The sequence below is a fragment of the Pseudomonas sp. FP818 genome, from assembly GCF_030687335.1.
GTDB classification, from domain to species: domain Bacteria; phylum Pseudomonadota; class Gammaproteobacteria; order Pseudomonadales; family Pseudomonadaceae; genus Aquipseudomonas; species Aquipseudomonas shahriarae.
Window position 1 is genome coordinate 507,373 of sequence record NZ_CP117427.1, and the last position, 22,348, is coordinate 529,720.

At 61.9% G+C, this 22,348-nt stretch carries 18 protein-coding genes and 1 riboswitch; of the genes, 12 read left to right on the forward strand and 6 right to left on the reverse strand.

Annotated features, from left to right (window positions below):
* The first annotated feature begins 11 nt into the window (after positions 1–11).
* The gene (gene waaA, locus PSH80_RS02190; protein WP_216312465.1) at positions 12–1,289 is read left to right on the forward strand and encodes a lipid IV(A) 3-deoxy-D-manno-octulosonic acid transferase; all 1,278 of its coding nucleotides are present in this window, start codon (positions 12–14) and stop codon (positions 1,287–1,289) included.
* A gap of 308 nt (positions 1,290–1,597) precedes the next feature.
* Here the strand turns inward: waaA and PSH80_RS02195 are convergent, their stop codons facing one another.
* Complete coding sequence (locus PSH80_RS02195; RefSeq protein ID WP_305419022.1) at positions 1,598–3,037, reverse strand: TolC family outer membrane protein; 1,440 nt, start codon at positions 3,035–3,037, stop codon at positions 1,598–1,600.
* 196 nt (positions 3,038–3,233) lie between these two features.
* A riboswitch (TPP riboswitch) is annotated at positions 3,234–3,339 on the forward strand.
* 150 nt (positions 3,340–3,489) lie between these two features.
* Between PSH80_RS02195 and thiC the strand changes: the two genes are divergently transcribed.
* Together thiC and cytX are read left to right on the forward strand one after the other, a co-directional pair.
* A complete protein-coding gene (gene thiC / locus PSH80_RS02200) occupies positions 3,490–5,379 on the forward strand; it encodes a phosphomethylpyrimidine synthase ThiC (protein WP_057437335.1) in 1,890 nt (629 codons plus the stop codon).
* Between the two features lie 135 nt (positions 5,380–5,514).
* A complete protein-coding gene (cytX, locus tag PSH80_RS02205) occupies positions 5,515–6,804 on the forward strand; it encodes a putative hydroxymethylpyrimidine transporter CytX (RefSeq protein ID WP_200656265.1) in 1,290 nt (429 codons plus the stop codon).
* On the opposite strand, the gene PSH80_RS02210 is transcribed toward cytX, so the two are convergent.
* Positions 6,773–7,519 (reverse strand): RsiV family protein, encoded by a 747-nt coding sequence (locus PSH80_RS02210; RefSeq protein ID WP_057437337.1) that lies wholly within the window; start codon positions 7,517–7,519, stop codon positions 6,773–6,775. The two genes, cytX and PSH80_RS02210, sit on opposite strands and share 32 nt — an antisense overlap.
* Before the next feature lie 202 nt (positions 7,520–7,721).
* Between PSH80_RS02210 and PSH80_RS02215 the strand changes: the two genes are divergently transcribed.
* The 3 genes from PSH80_RS02215 to cpdA all read left to right on the forward strand — a co-directional run bounded on the left by PSH80_RS02215 (position 7,722) and on the right by cpdA (position 9,693).
* Positions 7,722–8,339 (forward strand): NUDIX domain-containing protein, encoded by a 618-nt coding sequence (locus PSH80_RS02215; RefSeq protein WP_057437341.1) that lies wholly within the window; start codon positions 7,722–7,724, stop codon positions 8,337–8,339.
* The gene (locus PSH80_RS02220; protein WP_057437343.1) at positions 8,330–8,779 is read left to right on the forward strand and encodes a DUF1249 domain-containing protein; all 450 of its coding nucleotides are present in this window, start codon (positions 8,330–8,332) and stop codon (positions 8,777–8,779) included. Before PSH80_RS02215 ends, PSH80_RS02220 begins: the two co-directional genes overlap by 10 nt.
* A gap of 98 nt (positions 8,780–8,877) precedes the next feature.
* Positions 8,878–9,693 carry a 3',5'-cyclic-AMP phosphodiesterase gene (cpdA, locus tag PSH80_RS02225; protein WP_057958135.1) on the forward strand — a complete coding sequence of 272 codons (816 nt, stop codon included), beginning with the start codon at positions 8,878–8,880 and terminating at the stop codon, positions 9,691–9,693.
* A 1-nt stretch (position 9,694) separates the two neighbouring features.
* On the opposite strand, the gene PSH80_RS02230 is transcribed toward cpdA, so the two are convergent.
* The 3 genes from PSH80_RS02230 to PSH80_RS02240 all read right to left on the reverse strand — a co-directional run bounded on the left by PSH80_RS02230 (position 9,695) and on the right by PSH80_RS02240 (position 13,216).
* Positions 9,695–10,678, reverse strand: coding sequence for a M14 family metallopeptidase (locus tag PSH80_RS02230; RefSeq protein ID WP_120731380.1), 984 nt, complete (start codon positions 10,676–10,678; stop codon positions 9,695–9,697).
* 71 nt (positions 10,679–10,749) lie between these two features.
* Positions 10,750–11,973 carry an MFS transporter gene (locus tag PSH80_RS02235; RefSeq protein WP_233100725.1) on the reverse strand — a complete coding sequence of 408 codons (1,224 nt, stop codon included), beginning with the start codon at positions 11,971–11,973 and terminating at the stop codon, positions 10,750–10,752.
* A gap of 352 nt (positions 11,974–12,325) precedes the next feature.
* Positions 12,326–13,216, reverse strand: a complete 891-nt coding sequence (locus PSH80_RS02240) for a LysR family transcriptional regulator (protein ID WP_057437349.1) — start codon at positions 13,214–13,216, stop codon at positions 12,326–12,328.
* Positions 13,217–13,349: 133 nt separating this feature from the next.
* On the opposite strand from PSH80_RS02240, the gene PSH80_RS02245 reads away from it, so the two are divergent.
* The 6 genes from PSH80_RS02245 (at position 13,350) to PSH80_RS02270 (ending at position 20,579) form a co-directional block, all read left to right on the forward strand.
* On the forward strand, positions 13,350–13,958 hold the full coding sequence (locus tag PSH80_RS02245) for a YqiA/YcfP family alpha/beta fold hydrolase (protein ID WP_057437354.1): 609 nt from the start codon (positions 13,350–13,352) through the stop codon (positions 13,956–13,958).
* A 44-nt stretch (positions 13,959–14,002) separates the two neighbouring features.
* On the forward strand, positions 14,003–15,907 hold the full coding sequence (parE, locus tag PSH80_RS02250; RefSeq protein WP_057437361.1) for a DNA topoisomerase IV subunit B: 1,905 nt from the start codon (positions 14,003–14,005) through the stop codon (positions 15,905–15,907).
* On the forward strand, positions 15,907–16,902 hold the full coding sequence (locus tag PSH80_RS02255) for an esterase-like activity of phytase family protein (protein ID WP_057958140.1): 996 nt from the start codon (positions 15,907–15,909) through the stop codon (positions 16,900–16,902). The genes parE and PSH80_RS02255 overlap by 1 nt, the downstream gene beginning before the upstream one ends.
* Positions 16,899–17,420, forward strand: coding sequence for a TIGR02281 family clan AA aspartic protease (locus tag PSH80_RS02260; RefSeq protein WP_057437365.1), 522 nt, complete (start codon positions 16,899–16,901; stop codon positions 17,418–17,420). The genes PSH80_RS02255 and PSH80_RS02260 overlap by 4 nt, the downstream gene beginning before the upstream one ends.
* Before the next feature lie 10 nt (positions 17,421–17,430).
* Entirely contained in the window at positions 17,431–19,695 is a 2,265-nt protein-coding gene (gene parC, locus PSH80_RS02265; RefSeq protein WP_057437367.1) for a DNA topoisomerase IV subunit A, read from the forward strand.
* Positions 19,696–19,871: 176 nt separating this feature from the next.
* Entirely contained in the window at positions 19,872–20,579 is a 708-nt protein-coding gene (locus PSH80_RS02270; RefSeq protein ID WP_057444497.1) for a membrane integrity-associated transporter subunit PqiC, read from the forward strand.
* 163 nt (positions 20,580–20,742) lie between these two features.
* Here the strand turns inward: PSH80_RS02270 and PSH80_RS02275 are convergent, their stop codons facing one another.
* Positions 20,743–22,272, reverse strand: coding sequence for an AhpA/YtjB family protein (locus PSH80_RS02275; RefSeq protein ID WP_169989284.1), 1,530 nt, complete (start codon positions 22,270–22,272; stop codon positions 20,743–20,745).
* Between the last annotated feature and the right edge of the window lie 76 nt (positions 22,273–22,348).

A 22,348-nucleotide genomic window follows, 5' to 3' on the forward strand; every position in this document is an offset into this window, starting at 1 on the left:
ACTCCGCCGCCATGAATAGAACTCTCTATAGCTGTCTGTTTTACCTGGCGCTGCCGTTGGTGGCCTTACGTCTATGGCTACGGGCCCGCAAGGCGCCGGCCTACGCCAAGCGCGTCAGCGAGCGCTTTTCCTACGGCTTGCCGGTACTCAAGCCCGGCGGGATCTGGGTGCACGCGGTGTCGGTGGGCGAGAGCATCGCCGCCGCGCCGATGATCCGCGGTTTGCTGGAGCGGCATCCACAGTTGCCGATCACCGTCACCTGCATGACGCCCACCGGTTCGGAGCGGATCCAGGCGCTGTTCGCCGATGAACCGCGCATCCAGCATTGCTACCTGCCTTACGATTTACCGTGTGCCGCCAAGCGTTTTCTGGACCGGGTGCAGCCCAGGCTTGCGGTCATCATGGAAACCGAATTGTGGCCCAACCATATTCACCAATGTGCCAAGCGCGGGATTCCCGTGGCCTTGGCCAATGCGCGGCTGTCGGCACGTTCGGCCAAGGGTTACGGGCGTTTCGCCAAGCTGACTGCGCCAATGCTGGCAGAAATGAGCCTGTTTGCCGTGCAGACCGCCACCGAGGCCGAGCGCTTCCGCAGCCTGGGCGCACGCCCGGAAACAGTCGAAGTCACCGGCTCGATCAAGTTTGACCTGACCATCGACCCCGAACTGCTGGCGCGCGCCGCTGCGTTGCGCGAGCAATGGCAGGCCAGCGAGCGCCCGGTATGGATCGCCGCCAGTACCCACGAGGGCGAAGATGAAGTGGTGCTGGCTGCCCATCGACAACTACTGGCCAGTTACCCCAACGCGCTGCTGATCCTGGTGCCCCGTCACCCGGAGCGGTTCAACGCAGTGCTGGAGCTTTGCCAACAGCAGGGTTTTGCTACGGTGCAGCGCTCCAGCGGCGCGCCGGTCGGTGCCGACACCTCGGTATTGCTCGGCGACACCATGGGCGAGCTGCTGTTTCTCTACGCCTTGGCCGATAGCGCCTTTGTCGGCGGCAGCCTGGTGCCCAATGGCGGGCACAACCTGCTGGAGCCGGCGGCGCTGGCCAAACCGGTGATCAGTGGCCCGCACCTGTTCAACTTCCTCGAAATCGCCGCGATGATGCGCGAGGCCGGAGCGTTGCAGGAAGTGGATGAGGCCGAGGGGTTGGCCGAGGTGGTGCGGCAGCTGTTCGAGCTACCGCAGGATGCGCGCAAGCGGGCGCTGGCGGGGCTTAAGGTGATGCAGGCTAATCAGGGCGCGTTGAAGCGTTTGCTCGATGGCTTGGACAGACTAATCAAACCCTGACCCCCGCTCGGTCAAAAATGTGGGAGCTGGCTTGCTTGCGATAGCCATAGGTATCTACATAACTCTTTTATCTAGTGCTTATTGGGGTTGTGTACATTTCCGTTGCTGCGGTTACGGCGGCTCACTTTGGAAAGCCCCAAAGTGAGCCGCCGTAAGGGCGGAACCCTAAGTGGCCATGACCGCAGCAACGGATATGTACACAAACCTAAGAATCACTAAAGAGACGTGTAGATAAACCGAGGTGCCTGTATCGCGGGCAAGCCCGGCTCCCACACCAGCCAACTCTCACACGGCTGTTGTGGTGTGGCTCAATTGTTGGGGCTGGCCTTCAGTTGTTCGGACGCGGCCTTGGCCAGATCCGGCGGCAGGAAATCCTTGTCCGGGTTGTAGTCAGCCTTCAGGTACCGCGCCAGATCCTGCAGATCCCCTGGGTTCAACGTCCCTGCCGCCTGCTTCAAGCGCAGGTTGTCGAGGATGTAGTCATAACGGCTGTTGTTGTAGTTGCGCACCGAGGTGTACAGCTGGCGCTGGGCGTCGAGCACGTCGACGATATTGCGTGTGCCCACCTGGTAACCGATTTCCGTGGCTTCCACTGCGCTCTGGTTGGAGATGATCGACTGGCGGCGTGCCTGTACCTGTTCCACATCGGTGTTCACCGCGCGGTGCAGGTTGCGGGTGTTTTCCACCACCTGGCGGCGCAGGCCTTCGCGTTGCTGTTCGGTCTGGCCCAGGCGCGAATAGGATTCACGTACCTGGGAGCTGGTGAGGCCGCCGCTGTACAGCGGGATATTCAGGCGCAGGCCGATGGTGCGTTGCTCGACATCACCACGATAGGGCTGGCCGAACGCGTTGGGGTTGCTGAAACCGAGGGCGTCGTTGTCGCCTTTTTCGTATTGCGCCACCGCGTCCAGGGTCGGCGCGTGGCCGGCCTTGCGTTGCTTGAGGGTTTCTTCGGCAGCGGTGACCGCATAGTTGCTGGCCAGCAGGTTCAGGTTCTGCCGTCCGGCGGTGTCGACCCAGGCCTTGGCGTCATTCGGCGCTGGCGGCAAAACGGGCAGGGTGTGGACAATGCCCTGGATCGCGTTGTACTGGCGGTTGGTCAGAGTGATCAGCGCTTCAAACGCGTCATCCACCTGGCGCTGGGCGAGGATCCGGTTGGCCCGCGCGGTGTCGTAGCTGGCCTGGGATTGCAGCACGTCGGTCTTGTCCGACAGGCCCACGTCGAAACGCTCGTTGGACTGGTCCAGCTGGCGCTTGAAAGCGGCTTCTTCGGCCTTGGTCGAGGCCAGGTTGTCCTGGGCGCGCAGCACGGCGAAGTAGTTTTCCGCGCTTTGCAGGATCAGTTCCTGCTCGGTGGCCGACAGCTGCAGTGCGGCCTGTTCATTGACCGCTTCGGCCGCCTGCAACTGGAACCAGCGGTCGGCACGGAACAGTGGCTGGCTCAGGGTCGCACGCCAGGTGTGGGCATCGCGATTGGCGGTGGCTGACGGGGTGTCGATCTGGGTGCGTACGTTGTTCACGTCGGCGCCGGCCGAAAGGTTGGGCAGCAAGCCGGCACGGGCCTGGGGCACCACTTCTTTTTGCGCGCCATATTGGGCGCGGGCGGCGGCCAGGTCGGCGTTGTTGTCCACCGCCTCCTGGTAGACGCTGACCAGGTCGGTTTTGGTCGACAAGGGCGCTTCTGCTGCCCAGACCATTCCATTGGTCGCACAAGACACGGCAAGAGCCAGTGAAAGTTTGCGCAGCATGAGGCGATCCCTAGATAAATATTACGACAATAATTTAGCGTTCAAGGCTACGACGAGCAATCCATAGCGTCAAGCCGCTGAGGCAGGAGCCGAGTGTAGTGGCCGTACCCCGGCACAACAATCCTGTAATTGCGCCATTCATCACGCTGAATGCACCGCTATTGGCAATTTGCCTGCTCCATGGTCTAGACTGGCCGCGTTCTTGTCGGGGTGCCTTGCTATGAGGCTGAGATCGGTAAATACCGGATCCCGTTGAACCTGATCAGGTTAGCGCCTGCGTAGGGAACAAGATTTCTCGTCACCCGGCGAGTCCTCTTGTGCTTCGTCCGGGATGTTGTTCGACAATCGAACAGCCCTCGTGCGCCAAGCACAGCACTGCTTCCAGTGCGTTCGTCCGCCACAGGTTCACTCCGACAAAAATCCACTGCCTGGATGTGTCTGGAGAGCCCGTGATGAGTACAAAACTAAAAAACACCGTGCATTTGAGTGAGTCGGCCAAGGTCGATTCCGGATCCGTGCAGCCGTTTACCCGCTCGCAAAAAGTCTATGTGCAGGGCACTCGCCCGGATATCCGCGTGCCGATGCGTGAAGTCAGCCTGGACGTGACCCCCACCGACTTCGGCGGCGAAATCAATGCGCCAGTGGTGGTCTACGACACCTCCGGGCCGTATACCGACCCGAACATCATCATCGACGTGCGCAAAGGCCTGGGCGATGTGCGCTCGCCGTGGATCGAATCCCGTGGCGACACCGAGCGCCTGGCGGGCCTCAGTTCGCACTTCGGCCAGCAGCGCCTGAGCGACGCCGAGCTGACCGCCCTGCGTTTTGCCCACGTGAAAAACCCGCGCCGCGCCAAGGCCGGGGCCAACGTCACCCAGATGCATTACGCGCGCAAAGGCATCATCACCGCCGAGATGGAATACGTCGCCATCCGCGAAAACATGAAGCTTGAAGAGGCTCGCGCCACTGGCCTGCTCGACCAGCAACACGCCGGGCACAGCTTCGGGGCCAGTGTGCCGAAAATCATCACCCCGGAATTTGTGCGCGAAGAAATCGCCCGTGGCCGCGCCATCATTCCGGCCAACATCAACCACACCGAACTGGAGCCGATGATCATCGGCCGTAACTTCCTGGTGAAGGTCAACGGCAATATCGGCAACAGCGCCCTGGGTTCGTCCATCGAAGAAGAAGTGGCGAAACTCACCTGGGGTATTCGCTGGGGCTCGGACACGGTGATGGACCTGTCCACCGGCAAGCACATCCACGAAACCCGCGAGTGGATCATCCGCAACTCGCCGGTGCCGATCGGCACCGTGCCGATCTACCAGGCCCTGGAAAAAGTCGGCGGCGCCGCCGAAGACCTGACCTGGGAGCTGTTCCGCGACACCTTGATCGAACAGGCCGAGCAGGGCGTCGACTACTTCACCATCCACGCCGGCGTGTTGCTGCGCTATGTACCGCTGACCGCCAAGCGCGTCACCGGCATTGTGTCCCGGGGCGGCTCGATCATGGCCAAGTGGTGCCTGGCGCACCATAAAGAGAACTTCACCTACACGCATTTCGACGAAATCTGCGAAATCATGAAGGCCTACGATGTCAGTTTCTCCCTCGGCGATGGCCTGCGCCCAGGCTCGATTGCCGACGCCAACGATGCGGCGCAGTTCGGTGAGCTGGAAACCCTCGGCGAGTTGACGAAGATCGCCTGGAAACACGATGTGCAAACCATGATCGAAGGCCCTGGCCATGTGCCGATGCAGTTGATCAAGGAGAACATGGACAAGCAGCTGGAGTGCTGTGACGAAGCGCCGTTCTACACCTTGGGCCCGCTGACCACCGATATTGCACCGGGCTACGACCACATCACCTCGGGCATCGGCGCGGCGATGATCGGCTGGTTCGGTTGCGCCATGCTCTGCTACGTCACGCCCAAGGAACACCTGGGCCTGCCGAACAAGGATGACGTGAAGACCGGGATCATCACCTACAAGATTGCGGCCCACGCGGCCGACTTGGCAAAAGGTCATCCGGGCGCGCAGATCCGCGACAACGCCTTGAGCAAGGCGCGGTTCGAGTTCCGCTGGGAAGATCAGTTCAACCTCGGCCTGGACCCGGACACCGCACGTTCCTATCACGATGAAACCCTGCCCAAGGACTCGGCCAAGGTCGCGCATTTCTGCTCGATGTGCGGGCCGAAATTCTGCTCGATGAAAATCACCCAGGAAGTGCGCGAGTACGCGGCCAACCAGCGCATCGAGGCGGTGGACGTGGATGTGGCCAAGGGCTTGGCCGAGCAGGCGGAGCGGTTCAAGCAGGAAGGCAGTCAGCTCTACAAAAAGGTCTGACCCCAATGATCGTTCCCACGCTCCGCGTGGGAATGCATCCCGTGACGCTGCGCGTCACAAAGCGGACGCGGAGCGTCCAAAGCGGCATTCCCACGCAGAGCGTGGCAACGATCATGTCCCTCTGAGATAACCCCCTTGAGCATTCAACCCAGCACCTATTCCCCTGACATCGCGGTGCCTGCCGATAAAAGAGTCTTCGGCGCCCGCGATCTGTTTTCCCTATGGTTCTCCCTCGGCATCGGCCTGATGGTCCTGCAAACCGGTGCACTGTTGGCGCCGGGGCTGGGCATGTCGGGGTCGTTGTTGGCGATCTTGCTCGGTACCCTGGTGGGCGTGCTGTTGCTGGCTGCCGTCGGGGTGATCGGCAGTGACACCGGCCTGTCGTCCATGGCCGCCCTCAAGCTCAGCCTCGGCGCCAAGGGGGCGAGCCTGCCGGCGCTGTTGAACCTGTTGCAACTGATCGGCTGGGGCTCGTTCGAGATTATTGTCATGCGCGATGCCGCCAGCCTGCTGGGCACCCGGGCTTTCAGCGCCGGCAGCCTGTGGGCCAGCCCGTTGCTCTGGACCGTGTTCTTCGGCGGCCTCGCCACCTTGCTCGCAGTCAGCGGCCCGTTGACCTTCGTGCGGCAGATCCTGCGCAAGTGGGGGATCTGGCTGTTGCTGGCGGCGTGCCTGTGGCTGACCTGGAACTTGTTCGCCAAGGCCGACCTGGCCACGCTGTGGGCCCAGGCCGGCGATGGTTCGCTGCCGTTTGCCGTCGGGTTTGATATCGCCATTGCCATGCCGTTGTCCTGGCTGCCGCTGATTGCCGATTACTCACGCTTCGGCCAGCGCGCCACCCGTGTGTTCGGCGGCACCGCCCTGGGCTTTTTTATCGGTAATTTCTGGCTGATGAGCCTGGGCGTGGCCTACACCCTGGCGTTTGCGCCCAGTGGTGAAGTCAATGCGCTGTTGCTGGCGTTGGCCGGGGCTGGCCTGGGGATTCCGCTGTTGCTGATTCTGTTGGATGAATCAGAAAACGCCTTCGCTGATATTCACTCGGCGGCGGTGTCCAGCGGCATGCTATTGCGCCTGAAAGTCGAGCACCTGGCGCTGGCGATTGGGCTTGTGTGCACGCTGATCGCCTGCTTTGCGCCCTTGGCCCAGTATCAGAACTTCCTGCTGTTGATCGGCTCGGTATTCGCGCCGCTGTTTGGCGTGGTGCTGGTGGACCACTTCATTCTGCGCCGGCGTGGCCAGGCCCTGGCTACAAGCCTGCGCTGGCCGGCATTGCTGGCCTGGCTGGGAGGAATCAGTACCTATCATCTGCTGGCCAATCTGTACCCGGATATTGGCGCGACCCTGCCGGCACTGGCGCTGGCAGGGCTGTTGCAATTTATCCTTGGGCGCGCTTTCAGCGGCGCACGGGCACCAGTTCAGGCTTGATGATGCCGTCGAGGCGAGCGTAAGGAATCTGCAACTCGACGTGGCCCATGGCGTAAGGCGCAATGGTGGTCGTAGGGTACTTGAGCACCACGGCACCGTAGGTCAGCGCCACGTTCGGGGTTTTCTGGAAGGGCCAGCTTTTCACGTACTCCGGCTCCAGGCTCAGGCGAGTGCTGATCAGCCAGCTGTTGTGGGCCACCTGGGCGGCTTTCCAGAACGCGTCTTCCTTGCCGGGGCGCAGCATGTCCGCCAGGGTCAGGTTTTTTTGCTGTTGGCGCGAGTAGTTGATGAAGCCACGGCCGGGTTCGCCGTGGGCACCGCCGGTGTCCAGGTAGCTGGACAGCTCGATGATCACCAAGCCGTCATGCTGCTCCCGTACCTTGGCCTGCAAATACATGCTGTTGCGCGGGCCGGACTCACGCAGGAATTTTTCCCGATAGGCATTCAAGGTCGCCGGCACCGGGGCGCCGGGGGTGGTGCGGGTCATTTCCAGCAGGCGTTGCTCGATCAGCGCATCGAGCTTGGGCTCGCTGGCGAAATGCACTGTATCGATGTTCACCAGCGGGCAATCGGCAGTGGTGCAGCCGGGTTGCACCACCTCTGAGGCATCGCGAGTGGCTTCCAGCGGCGCACGGTAGCTGGGTTGGAACAGGCTCTGGCAAGCACCGAGCGTCAGGGCAATACAGGCCACGGAGGCGACTTTTAACAGCGACATGGGCGTCCTTCATAAAGCGGAGAAGAGCGAAAGATATGGGGCTTCGACTATCGGCATCCCAGTCAGTTCGCCACTAAGCTGATTACAGTGAGTGTGACCGCCGCCGCCCGTCCCGGCAACCGCAAAGGGGCTGCACCGAGGCGCGCGAGCGCTGTAGGATGGCGCGATGCTAAGACACACACCGGATTAAACGAGGGTTGATATGACCGACAGTGCGAAATCGACGCCGACCAGATTCGAAGAGGTTCAGCGCGACAATGCCTACAGCGGCTTCTACAAGCTCGATCGCGTGCAACTGCGTCACGAGTTGTTCGATGGCGGCATGAGCCCGGTTATCAACCGTGAGATTTTTGTGCGCCACGATGCCGTGTGTGTACTGCCCTACGACCCGCAGCGCGATGAAGTGGTGTTGATCGAGCAATTTCGTGTGGGCGCCATGGGTCGCACCGACAACCCCTGGCTGGTGGAAATGGTGGCCGGCCTGATCGACAAGGACGAGCAACCGGAGGAGGTTGCACACCGCGAAGCCGAAGAGGAAGCTGGGCTGACCTTCTCCGCGCTGTGGCCGATCACCAAATATTTCCCCTCGCCGGGTGGCAGCACCGAATTCGTCCACCTGTTTTTGGGGCGTTGCGACAGTGCCGGTGCCGGCGGTATCCATGGCCTGGCCGAGGAGGCAGAAGATATCCGTGTCACCGTCTGGGCTTTTGAAGATGCCCTGCAAGCGGTACGCGACGGTAAAATTTCCAACGCAGCCAGCATTATCGCCCTGCAATGGCTTGCGCTTAATCGCGCGGAAGTGAGGGGGCTATGGCAGTAAAGGTACGGGAACGCTACCGGGTTGATCTGATCGGCTTGCAAGCCGCTTGCGAGGCCAACTACGCGCGGCTGATGCGCCTGTTGCCGGACATGCGCCACGCGCCCGAAGCGCGCCGGATCGCCGTGACCCACGGCGACCAGATGCTCGGCGTGTTGAACCTGGAAGTGATCCTCACCTGCCCCTACACCAGCACCCTGCGGGTGCGCCAGGAGCACAGCCTGCCGTGGCTGCCGGTGCCGCAGTTGGAAGTGCAGGTGTATCACGATGCACAGATGGCCGAAGTAGTCAGCGCCGAACATGCACGGCGCTTTCGCAGCATCTATCCTTACCCCAATGTGTTCATGCACCAGCCCGATGAGAAAGCCCAGCTCAATGTGTTCCTCGGCGAGTGGTTGAGCCATTGCCTGGCGTTGGGCCATGAGTTTGAAGTCGTGCGGTAGATGTGAACTGCGTCTGCTTCACGGGTTTCCTCTTTGTATCCTGCCCCAGCATAATTGCGCCCATTGTCCATTTTTCGTGATCGCCCTGGGAGAACGCCTTGCCGAGCGTATCCATCGTGAACCCTGATGCGCCGGCGTTGCTGGTGCAACTGTCTGACAGCCACCTGTTTGCCGAGGCCGACGGCACGCTGCTGGGCATGAACACCCGTGACAGCCTGCAGCGGGTGATTGACCTGGTCCGCGCCCAGCAGCCGCAGATTGATTTGCTGCTGGCCACCGGCGACCTGTCCCAGGACGGCACGCTTGCGTCCTACCAGCTGTTTCGTGAACTGAGCCAGCAGGTCGGCGCCCCGGCGCGCTGGATCCCGGGCAACCACGATGAGCCGCAGGTCATGGCCGAGGCCACCATGGGCAGTGCGTTGCTGGAGCCGGTGGTGGATGTGGGCAACTGGCGGGTCATTATGCTGGACTCCGCCGTGCCGGGCTCTGTGCCGGGTTATCTGGCGGATGTGCAACTGCAGCTCTTGGCCCAGGCGTTGAGCGAAGCACCGGGCCGCCATCACCTGGTGTGCTTCCATCATCACCCCGTGCCTATCGGCTGTGCCTGGATGGAGCCGATTGGCCTGCGTAACCCTGAGGCGCTGTTCGCCGTCCTCGACCGGTTTCCCCAGGTACGGGCGGTGCTGTGGGGGCATGTGCACCAGGAAATCGACCGCGAACGCCATGGCGTGCGCCTGCTGGCGTCGCCGTCGACCTGTATCCAGTTCGCCCCGGGCAGTGAGGATTTCAACGTCAGCGAACAGGCCCCTGGCTATCGCTGGCTGCGTTTGCATGCCGATGGACGCTTGGAAACAGGCGTAGAGCGGGTCCAGGGGTTTGCCTTCACCGTCGATTACGGTAGCAATGGCTACTGATCTATTGACGGTAGTCCCGCGCTAACCGCACCACCGTAACGCCTTGCCCCAGATGCCGCAGTGAAGGCTGGATCAACACGCAGTTGTCATACGGCGTGACGATTTCGCGCTGGGCATCCCGGGCGATCACCGTGCCAGCGTGGCTGATCCGCTCCAGGCCACGAAAGTCATCGGTGAAACTGAAGTCCATGCTGTGGGCGATCACTGGGTCGGTGACTTGCAAACATTGCTGGGCTGCAGGTTTTTCCTGGCTGAGAAACGTCGATACATCCGCCTCGACGACTGCCTGAGTCGCAATCAGGAAGCGGGCCGCCACGTCGAGGGCGACCCGTTCACTGGTTTTCGAAAAGTGCTGGCCGGTCTCGATCAGCAGCGCATTCTTGGGGCTGGCGGCATCGCCGAATCCGCCGTAGTCACGCATGCGCCGGCCGTTGGCGTGGCCGGCGTCTGCGACGATGGTTGCCGGTACGCCTAATGATTGGGCGAACGCCAGGCCTTTGGCGCATGCACCGCACATCATCAGCGGCGGTGATTCTTCGTGCATTGAGTGGATATCGAGCAGCAAATCCACACTGTCGATCAGCGGGCGCAGCTCCCGGGCGCGGCGCAATTCGGCGGAGTCGCGCGGGCCGTCGAGGGTTGATGGCAGCCAGACGCGGTTCATGTCCTCGTCAATAAAGCGGGTCGCATCAATGTCCTGTGGGTCGAAGCGTTGATAGGCCTGTATGTTGGCAAAGCCCAGTGACAATCGCCCCTGGCGCGGGCGCACCCCGCTACGCAACAGGGCGTCCACCGCGATTGCGCCGCTGACTTCATTGCCATGGGTCAGTGCCATGATCAGCACATGGGGCCCTGGCGTGCCGCTGTCGAAGCTGTGTATGTAGTCGATCCCGCAGTTACCGGTTTTCCATTGGCTCAGATCAGGGAACTGGACCTCCACGGGGTAGGGTTTGAGTGCTGCACGAACCTGCTCAAGGGTTTTCATTTCAGTCTCCGACTGACCGAGGTGTGCACTTGCCGCGCGGGCTTGGCGCGCGACAAGCAAGAAGGGTTTGTTTAATGGGCAGCGGGGTGGGTGCCGCGCATGCGTCGGCCCAGGCAGATAATCGCCAGTACGCTGATCAGAATGGTCGCCATGACATAAAAGCTGGGGGCCAGCTTGCTGCCGCTGGCGTCGATCATCCACGTCACGATCAAGGGCGCAAAACCACCAAACAGGGTGACGGAAAAGTTGTAGCTCAGCGCCAGGCCGGTCCCGCGAATGCTGGTTGGGAAAATATCGGCAAGCATCGCCGGGATGGGCCCCAGGCAGGCAGCGATCAACAACCCGACAATCGCCTGCACGGTCAGCAGCGTAGAAAAGCTGGGGAAGGCGTTGAGCAGGGCGAACATCGGATAGGACGAAAACCCGGTAAGCAGCAAGGCGATTGTCAGTACCCGAAAGCGTCCGTAGCGATCGGATAAGCCGCCAAATACCGGGGCCATCAACATCAGGGTCACGCCAGTCATCAGCGCCCCGAGATACGAAGAGGTGGCGGTGATGTTCAGTTGTTTAAGGGCATAAATGGGCATGTACAGCTTGTGCACATAGTTGAATGCTGTGGCCCCGGCCACCACGCCGATAGCCAGCAACAGGCTGACGTGCCCTTTGACCAACACATCGCGCAGCGGCGTCTTCAACTTTGTGCTGGCGGCGGTTTTCTTGAAGTCCGGGGTTTCATCGATTTGCGTGCGAATATAGAAACCCACCGGCCCGATCAGCAGGCCGAAGCCGAAGGCCACACGCCAACCCCAGTCGTTCAACTGCACATCCGACAGCACATAGCTGAGGATTGCACTGACCCCCGCGGCCAGTATGGTCGCCAGGCCCTGGGTCGACAATTGCCAACTGGCAAAGAAGCCACGGCGTTTGGCATCGGCGTGCTCGACCATGAATGCGGTCGCCGCACCAAACTCACCGCCCGTAGAAAAGCCCTGGAGCATGCGCGCAACGATGATCAACAGCGGCGCTGCCAAGCCGATCTGCTCATAGGTCGGGGCGAAGGTAATCATTGCGGTGCCGATCAGCATGATCATGATCGACATCGTTAACGATGCCTTTCGCCCGGCCCTGTCGGTGTAGGAACCGAGCACGATGGCGCCCAGGGGGCGCATCAGGAAGGAAATGCCAAACGAGCCTACGGCCAGCAGCAGTGAGGTGGTTTCGTTATCGGACGGGAAAAACTGTTTGCTGATCACTACCGCGAAATAGCCGTAGATCAGCAAATCATAAAACTCCAAGGCGTTACCGACACTGGCAGCGACGATCTCCTTCCATGGACCTCGCTGGGTTGGAGCCTGTGCCGATGATAAGACGGATGATGGGACTGTCATGGGTGTGCACCGGGTCTGTTTCACAGTTGGCATTCGGATTCGCCGAACCGCAGCGCGGCCTGACGAGATCGAAGGCATTAATTGTTATGGGTGAAAGCCCGGGTGAAATTGAATCAAGTGCGCACGAACAGCAATTGCCGTTTCGGCACAGGTTTGAGCTGTTTTGGCACGGGGCCGACAGGCATTGGGTTTTACGCATCTTGGAGTTGATGCAATGCCAGAAGCTATGAGCGCAAACGCTGTTGGCGCAACGACAGGTTCACAGACCTTCCCAGATCTTCATGACCATTTCGCTCTGGTTGGCGTGCAGGCGATGCAGCGAGACGTCGAAGGCGACGTGAAACTCGGGGCCGCCTGCAATCAGCAACTCGCCCGAGGCCAGCGCATCCTTGACCACCATGCGCGGCAGCCATGCCAGGCCTCTGCCACGCTTGGCCATTTCCAGGATGGCGTCATAAGAGTCCGCCTGGTAGACCATGCGCAGCGCCAGGTGCTGTGGCAGCCGCTCAAGGTGCTGGGCCAGCACGCCGCGCAGTGCCAGGGACGGAGAAAAGGCCAGCCAGGGGATGCTCATGGCGCAGGGCGCGGTGCAGATCTGCTGGCGCGGCAGGCCATTGGCGTCCGGCGCACTGACCGGCAACAGTTCCTCATTGGCCAGTACCCGGGAGTCGCAACGCTCCGCGCCCAGCAGTGTCTGAGTCAATGGGCTGGAAAAGCTCAACAGCAGGTCGACCTCACCGGCGGATAACTTGCTGATCGCTTCTTGCGCCCCGCTGGTGACCAATGACACCGCAAAATTGCCCAGGCGCTGGTGCAATGACTCGTACCAGTCCGGGAAAAAATCGCTGGCCAGGGTCCGGCCGGTGGCGATGCGCACAGGCTCGTCGCGGCTCAGGGTGGTGCCTTTGAATTGCGCCCTGACAGTGGTCAGCAGTTGCAATGATTGTGTCGCGGCGTCCAGGAACAGCACGCCGCAAGGCGTCAGTGACAGGGGCTGTTTGCGCTCGATCAAGGGTGTACCGACCCATTCTTCCAGGGCGCGGATACGTCGGCCGAACGCCGGGTGCGTGACACAGCGATTTTCGGCGGCCCGCGACAGGCTGCGGGTGCGGGCCAGTTCGATAAAATCCTCAAGCCATTCTAGTTGCATGCGGTTTTCCTGCCTGGCGGCTCATCAACGCGGCGTCAGCGATAGTACCGCCAGCGGCGATGGGCTGCACCCACAACCCCCGCGTTCCCTGTAAACTGCGCCCCTTTGGCTGATAACGCACGGAGAGCCCTGCATGTCCGCTTCGATCTTGTATATCCACGGTTTCAACAGTGCGCCGGCCTCGACCAAGGCCAGCTTACTGATGGGCGTGATGGACAGTCTCGGTCTGGCCGACCAACTGCGGGTGCCGGCCTTGCATCACCACCCACGCCAGGCGATGGTCCAGCTGGAGCAGGCGATCGGCGAGCTGGGGCGGCCGCTGCTGGTCGGCAGCTCACTCGGCGGCTACTATGCAACCCATCTTGCCGAACACCATGGCCTCAAGGCGCTGTTGGTCAACCCGGCTGTCAGCCCCCATCGCATGTTCGACGGTTACCTGGGCACCCAGAAGAACCTCTACACCGATGAAACCTGGGAACTGACCCACGATCACGTCGCGGCCCTGGCTGAGCTTGAGGTTGCAGCGCCCCAGGATGCCCAGCGCTATCAGGTGTGGTTGCAGACCGGGGACGAAACACTGGATTATCGCCTCGCCGAGCAGTATTACCGGGCCTGTGCCTTGCGTATCCAGGCTGGCGGCGACCACGGTTACCAGGGCTTTGGCCGACAGTTGCCGGCGTTGTTGAGTTTTGCCGGCATTGGCGCAGATCAGTACCAATCCTTCGATTTCACCGCATTGTGAAACCGCAGGTTACTTTTTAATCGAACGACTCACGACGAGACCCCATGGCCACTCCCAGCGCTAGCTCTTATAACGCCGACGCCATCGAAGTCCTCTCGGGCCTCGACCCGGTGCGCAAACGCCCCGGCATGTACACCGACACCAGTCGGCCGAACCACCTTGCCCAGGAAGTCATCGACAACAGCGTCGACGAAGCCTTGGCCGGGCATGCCAAGTCGGTCCAGGTCATCCTGCACGCCGACCATTCCCTGGAAGTGTCCGACGACGGGCGCGGCATGCCGGTGGACATCCACCCGGAAGAGGGCGTGTCGGGTGTCGAGCTGATCCTCACCAAGCTGCACGCGGGCGGCAAGTTCTCCAACAAGAACTACCAGTTTTCCGGCGGCTTGCACGGTGTGGGTATTTCCGTGGTCAACGCCTTGTCCACGCAGGTGCGGGTCAAGGTCAAGCGCGACGGCAACGAATACCAGATGACCTTCGCCGATGGCTACAAGGCCACCGAGCTGGAAGTGGTCGGCACGGTCGGCAAGCGCAATACCGGGACCAGCGTGTACTTCGCGCCGGACCCGAAGTACTTCGATTCCCCGAAATTCTCCATCAGCCGCCTCAAGCACGTACTCAAGGCCAAGGCCGTGCTGTGCCCGGGCTTGCTGGTCAGTTTTGAAGACAAAGGCACCGGCGAAAAGGTCGAGTGGCACTACGAAGACGGCTTGCGCTCCTACCTCGAAGACTCGGTCAGCGAGTTCGAACGCCTGCCCAACGAGCCGTTCTGCGGCAGCCTGGCAGGTAACAAGGAGGCCGTGGACTGGGCCTTGCTGTGGCTGCCCGAAGGGGGCGACAGCGTCCAGGAAAGCTACGTCAACCTGATCCCCACCGCCCAGGGCGGTACCCACGTCAACGGTCTGCGCCAGGGCTTGCTGGATGCCATGCGCGAATTCTGCGAATACCGCAGCCTGTTGCCGCGCGGCGTGAAGCTGGCGCCGGAAGACGTCTGGGAACGCATCGCCTTTGTGCTGTCGATGAAAATGCAGGAGCCGCAATTCTCCGGCCAGACCAAGGAACGCCTGTCGTCCCGCGAGGCCGCGGCGTTTGTCTCGGGCGTGGTCAAGGATGCGTTCAGCCTGTGGCTCAACGAGCACCCGGAACTGGGCCTGGCCCTGGCGGAGCTGGCGATCAACAACGCCGGCCGTCGCCTCAAGGCCAGCAAAAAGGTCGAGCGCAAGCGCATTACCCAGGGCCCGGCGTTGCCCGGCAAGCTGGCGGACTGCGCCGGCCAGGACCCGATGCGCTCCGAACTGTTCCTGGTCGAAGGTGATTCCGCCGGTGGTTCGGCCAAACAGGCGCGGGACAAGGAATTCCAGGCGATCCTGCCGCTGCGCGGCAAGATCCTCAACACCTGGGAAGTCGATGGCAGCGAAGTCCTGGCCAGCCAGGAAGTGCACAACATCGCCGTGGCCATTGGCGTCGATCCAGGCGCCGAGGACATGAGCCAGTTGCGCTACGGCAAGATCTGCATCCTGGCCGACGCCGACTCCGATGGTCTGCACATTGCCACGTTGCTCTGCGCACTGTTCGTCCAGCATTTCCGCCCGCTGGTGGATGCCGGTCACGTCTACGTGGCCATGCCGCCGCTGTACCGCATCGACCTGGGCAAAGAAATCTTCTACGCCCTGGACGAGGCCGAACGCGACGGCATCCTCGACCGCCTGGTGGCCGAGAAGAAGCGCGGCAAGCCACAAGTCACCCGATTCAAGGGCCTGGGTGAAATGAACCCGCCGCAACTGCGCGAAACCACCATGGACCCGAACACCCGGCGCCTGGTGCAGTTGACCCTCGAAGACTATGCCGCCACTTCGGAAATGATGGACATGTTGCTGGCCAAGAAGCGCGCCGGCGACCGCAAGGCCTGGCTGGAGTCCAAAGGCAACCTGGCCGAGGTATTGGGCTGATGCGCAGCGGTTTCGCCCTGGCGATACTGTTGTTGAGCGGGTTGGCTGCTACCCCAGTGGTTGCCCAGCCTGCGGCCGAGCTCAAGTTGTTGTCCGAACACCCTGTAGACGGCATGCGCGGCGGCAACCTGTCGGGCCTGGCCTTGTGTGGCAAGGACTTGTGGACGGTCTCTGACCGCGACGACGACCAGATCTACCGCCTCGATACCCGCGCCGACACCTGGCAGGCCGAGACGGTAACGATCAACGTGCCGCCGGTGCCCGAGTCTGGCCTGCCCTGGGGCTTGCGCGCACGCACCACGGCGGCGTCGGTAATTCGCGGCGGCGACCTGGATTTTGAAGGCATCAGCTGTGACGCCGCGGGTAATCGCTATATCGTCAGCGAAGCCCATGCGGCCGTGCTGCAGGTGCCGGCAAGCGGTGATCCCGAGTGGCTGAAGATTGCCCCTGGCATGGTCCGCGAGGCGCGGGCCAGTGGCCTGTTGTTGCACTTCAATGCCCTGTTTGAGGGCTTGGCGGTCAACCCCGAGGGCAACCAGATCTGGCTGGCAGCCGAGCGTGAGCGGCGCGGGCTGATCTCGATCAAGCGCGGGCAAAGCGTTTGGGATTGTGATGGCCCGTGCGTACTGTTGAGCGAAGCCGGCCAGGAAATGCAACCGGCGCAGTTTCCGGGGGCCAGGGCGGTGTCCAAGGACTTTGCTGACCTGGCGTTGTTCAACGGCAAGCTGTTTACCCTGGAGCGCAACGCGTTCCAGATCTGCCGGCGCGACAGCGTGACGGCCAAGGTCGAGTTGTGCTGGTCGTATGCCGATGAGGCCCTGGTGCCAAATCGACGTTACCCCCAGAACTACGGCCTGGCGGAAGCCCTGTTGATTGACGCCGACGGCGCCTGGATTGGCATCGACAATAATTTCGGCGCTCGGGCCGATGCTGAAAAACGCCCGATGGTCTATCGTTTTGCCGCCCCGGCCGGTGGCTGGAGCGCCCAGCCTTGAGTGCGCAACCACCGGGCAAGCGTGCCGGGCGGGTGTTGATGTTCGTGGCCTGGGGTGCCGGACTGTTTCTGGCCACGCGGTTTTTCGGGCAATGGGAGGCGCGGCAGGAAAACCCCAATGCCGTGGTCACCTCACAGCAACACGAGGGTTATATCGAAGTGAAACTGGTCGGTAACGGCCAGGGGCATTTCGTCGCCACTGGCCAGATCAACGGCCAGCCGGTGGATTTCATGCTCGATACCGGCGCCACCGATGTGGCGGTGCCGGCCGAGTTGGCCGAACGCCTGGGGCTCAAGCGCGGTTTGCCGGTGACCTTGAGCACCGCCAACGGCCGCAGCCAGGGCTATCGCACCCACCTCGACCGCCTGCAGTTGGGCGATATCGTCCTGCAGGACGTGCGCGCCCTGGTGGCGCCGGGGCTGGGTGGCGAGCAAGTGCTGTTGGGCATGAGCGCATTGAAACAACTTGAATTTACCCAGCGTGGCGGCACCTTGCTGCTACGCCAGACCAGACAATGATGAGGCCCGCATGAGTGACATCCTTGCAGACAGCTTAGACGGCGTAGAACGCCGGTCGCTGGCTGACTTCACCGAAAATGCCTACCTCAACTACTCCATGTACGTGATCATGGACCGTGCCTTGCCGCACATCGGCGACGGCCTGAAACCGGTACAGCGGCGCATTATCTACGCCATGAGTGAGTTGGGCCTGGACGCGGACTCCAAGCACAAGAAGTCGGCGCGTACCGTCGGTGACGTGCTCGGCAAGTTCCACCCCCACGGCGACTCGGCGTGCTACGAAGCCATGGTGCTGATGGCCCAGCCGTTCAGCTACCGCTACACCCTGGTCGATGGCCAGGGCAACTGGGGGGCGCCGGATGATCCCAAGTCGTTCGCTGCCATGCGTTATACCGAGGCGCGCCTGTCGCGCTACTCCGAAGTGCTGCTCAGCGAGCTGGGCCAAGGCACGGCAGACTGGGGCCCGAACTTCGACGGCACCCTCGACGAGCCATTGGTATTGCCGGCGCGCCTGCCCAATATCCTGCTCAACGGCACCACCGGCATCGCCGTGGGCATGGCCACTGATGTGCCACCGCACAACCTGCGTGAAGTCGCCACGGCCTGCGTGCGCCTGCTCGATGAGCCCAAGGCCACGGTTGAGCAACTGTGTGAGCATATCCAGGGCCCGGATTACCCGACCGAAGCGGAAATCATCACGCCGCGTGCCGACCTGCTGAAAATGTACGAGACCGGCAAGGGCTCGGTGCGCATGCGTGCGGTGTACCACATCGAAGATGGCGACATCATCGTCACCGCCTTGCCGCACCAGGTCTCCGGCGCCAAGGTGCTGGAACAGATTGCCGCGCTGATGCAGGCCAAGCCGTCGAAGCTGCCGCAAGTGGCGGACCTGCGTGACGAGTCCGACCACGAGAACCCTTGCCGCATCGTGATCATCCCGACCAATAGCCGGGTCGATCACGAAGTGCTGATGCAGCATCTGTTTGCCAGCACCGAGCTGGAATCCAGCTACCGGGTCAACGTCAACATCATTGGCCTGGACGGCAAGCCGCAGCTGAAAAACCTGCGCAACCTGCTGGTGGAGTGGCTGGAGTTCCGGGTCAATACCGTGCGCCGCCGCCTGCAGTTCCGCCTGGACAAGGTCGAGCGTCGCCTGCACCTGTTGGACGGCTTGCTGATCGCCTATCTCAACCTGGATGAAGTGATCCACATTATCCGCACCGCCGAGCACCCGAAAGCCGAGCTGATCGCGCGTTTCGAGCTGAGCGAGATCCAGGCCGACTACATCCTCGACACCCGCCTGCGTCAGTTGGCGCGCCTGGAAGAGATGAAGCTGCGCGACGAACAGGACGCGCTGCTCAAGGAACAAGCCAAGCTGCAAGCCCTGCTGGGCAGCGAAGCCAAGCTCAAGAAGCTGGTGCGCAGCGAATTGATCAAAGATGCCGAAACCTATGGCGACGACCGCCGCTCGCCAATTGTCGAGCGCGCCGAAGCCAAGGCCCTGACCGAAACCGAGCTGTTGCCCAACGAGAAAATTACCGTCGTTCTGTCGGAAAAGGGTTGGGTTCGTTCCGCCAAGGGGCATGATATTGATGCCACCGGTTTGTCGTACAAAGCCGGCGATGGGTTCAAGACCGCCGCAGCCGGGCGTTCCAACCAGTTCGCGGTGTTTATCGACTCCACCGGGCGCAGTTATTCGGTGCCGGCCCATACCCTGCCATCTGCACGGGGCCAGGGCGAGCCGTTGACCGGCCGCCTGGCGCCGCCGCCAGGGGCAAGTTTTGAATGTGTATTGCTGCCCGATGATGACTCGCTGTACGTCATCGCCTCTGACGCCGGCTACGGTTTCGTGGTCAAGGGCGAGGATTTGCAGGCCAAGAACAAGGCGGGCAAGGCGCTGTTGAGCCTGCCGAACAACGCCAAGGTGATCCTGCCGCGTCCGGTCGAGGACCGTGAAGGCAATTGGCTGGCCTCGGTGACCACCGAGGGGCGTTTGCTGGTGTTCAAGATCAGCGACCTGCCGCAGTTGGGCAAGGGCAAGGGCAACAAGATCATTGGTATCCCAGGGGAGCGGGTGGCCAGTCGCGAAGAGTACGTGACCGACATCGCGGTGATCCCGGAAGGCTCTACCCTGGTGCTGCAGGCCGGTAAGCGTACGCTGTCCCTGCGCCCTGATGACCTTGAGCATTACAAGGGTGAACGTGGACGCCGCGGGAACAAATTGCCCCGTGGCTTCCAGCGGGTGGATGCTTTGCTGGTAGAAACACCTGCTTAAAGCGATATAGAGCACCCGATCTACGATTTAACGCGTAGATCGGCGCTTTCGCGCTGGAGTCATGGCGCATATTCACGGATGATATGGCCTTTCCAGCGCCGGCGTGGCTGAGCGCGTATAGGTTATTTTTAGTATTACATTGTGGTTTGCCTTGTGGCAGCCACCTGGATGGGATGATGACTGCTCCACGCCTTCCTTTATTTTTGATGCTCGCTGGCCTTTTGGGGTTGGCGGGTTGCACTACGCACCAACCGGTGTCGCTGTACCAGCTGGATAGCGGAAATCCGGCGCAGCCTGCGCAAAGTGCTGGCATGGCGGTCTTGCTCGGGCCGGTCGTGGTTGCCGATTACCTGCAACGTGAAACCCTGCTGCAACGCCAGGACGATGGCAGCCTGCAAGGCTCCATCGACGGCCGTTGGGCCGGTAGCCTGTCGTCGGATATCAACCAGTTGATGCTGCGCCAGGTGGCCGGCCATCTGGACAGCCAGCGTGTGGTGCTGTCGCCGGCGCCCACCAGCTTTACGCCGGATGTGCAGGTGTTGCTGACTATCACGCGTCTGGACTCCGGGGCTTCGCAGCCGGCCATCCTTGACGCGCAATGGCGCCTGATCGACCGCCGTGGCCAGGTGCGGGACAACCGCATTGTGCATCTGCAGGAGCAGCATGCCGGCAGCACCGCTTCCCAGGTCCAGGCCCAGGGCGTGTTGTTGCAGCGTTTGGCTGAGCAGTTGTCGGTTGCCCTCAAGCCATTGGCCAACCAGCCACCGATTGCCGAGGCCCCGCGCAAGCAGGCCCCGGCGCCGGCCAAGCCGGCAGCCCCGGAAAAGCCGAAGATCCCGATGGCATCGCCGATTCGTACGGATATGGAAGTGTTCAGGTTCTGACCTGAATCGCAGCCAAATAAAAGGCCCGCTGAGTAAGCGGGCCTTTTTGTTTGGCGCAGATCAAATGTGGGAGCGGGCTTGCCCGCGATAGCGCAGTGTCAGTCGACACTTGATGACTGATCCAGCGCTATAGCGGGCAAGCCCGCTCCCACACAAGCCTGTGTCACATTGCTGGCTTGTTGCGGGTCTCATGCATCCGTGCCAGCTGACGTTCCAGCATCGACGGGTAAGGTTCCATCAAGCGCTCTACACAGCACGCGCCTTCAGGGCTGGCAATCGGGCGGATACGTGCGCGTTGGCGGATCAAGGCGTCGTCGCTGATCTTGCGCTCCACCAGCAGCAGGTTGCGGCTGTGTTGCGACAAGGCCAGGGCGTCCTGGGCGTTTTCGGTCAGCAGCAGATCAATCTGGCTCATGCCATACAGATCATCGCCCAATGTCAGGCCCAGTTGCAGTTGCAGGGTGATGCCGCTGTCGGCGACTTCGATCTGCAAGGCATGGCCCAGGGCGCGCAGCAGTTCACCGCAGCAGATGGCATTGGTCAGGTAGTCTTCGCCGCTGTCTTCGCTGTGGAACAGCATCAACGTGCTGCCGTCGTTCAGGGTGTGCAGTTCGCTCTGGTACAGCGAGGCTGCCTGGTCCAGGCAATCGCGGTAGCGTTCCAGCAACTCGGTCAGGCGTGCCCGTGGCAGGCGGCGCAATTGCTCCTGGGCGCCCAGTTGCACGGCCAATACCGCGCTGTGCTGGGGCTGGCTGCTCGCAGGCCGGGGCGCGACCACCGGGCTTGGCGCCGACTCGTCACGCAGGTCGGCAAACGGATCGTCATCGTCCAGGCGGTCTTCTTCGGCCTTGATGGCCGTACGCGGTGCCGGCTTGAGGCCAGCCATCGGCGTCGACTCGTCGAAGCTCGGATCGCGCAGGTTGCGCACTTCGAACTCGGGTTCGTCGTCATAGTCGGTGTCGTCGAACTCCGGCTCGGGCTTGGCTTCAGGTATGACCGGCTCCGGGGCAAAGCTGGTGTGCAACTGGCGGGCAAGGTCGCCGATCTCATCCTGGCGGTCGGTGGCCGGGGTGTGTTCGTCGATGTCGCGCAGCCAGATGCGCAACTGCATCAGCGGCGTGGAGATATGCCGGCCCAGGCGCAGGCTCAAGGCCAGGGCCAAGGCCAGCAGGATCGCGCTGAGGATGCCCATGCTTTGCAGGCTGATGGTCATCGGCTGCTGGAACTGTTGCATGTCCAGGCTGATGCGCAATTGGCCGGCTTTCACATCCTGAAACGTGATATTGCTCTGGTACAGGCCTTCGGCCTCACCCAGCAGGCCGTTTCTCGGGCGTTGCCCGGCTTCGGCCATGATCCGGTTGTCCACGCTGTAGATGGCCGCGTGGGCCACCAGCGGGTTCTTGGTCAGGTTGTTGAGCAGCACGTTGAGGCTGAGGATGTCATTGGACACCAACAGCTCGGTCGCCGAGGTGGCGGTCTGGGTCGTCAAGCTCTCGCCCAGGGCGTCGGCTTGCTCGTGCATGGCCTGTTTGAACTGCAAACCCATCACGCAGGCGTAGATTACCAGGGCCAGGGCGACCAGGATCACGTTATGGCTGGCGATGCGTAATGCGATCGGTACACGGCGGTGGCGCAGTGCCCGGAAGATCAGCAGGAAGAAGTTATCGGTTTTTACTGGCGTGGGCCGGTTCACTTGCGCTCGGCTCTTGGTCCGTGAAGTTGACGCGCAGTATAGCGACAGGCCCAAGACCGGCAAAGCGTTGGCTGTG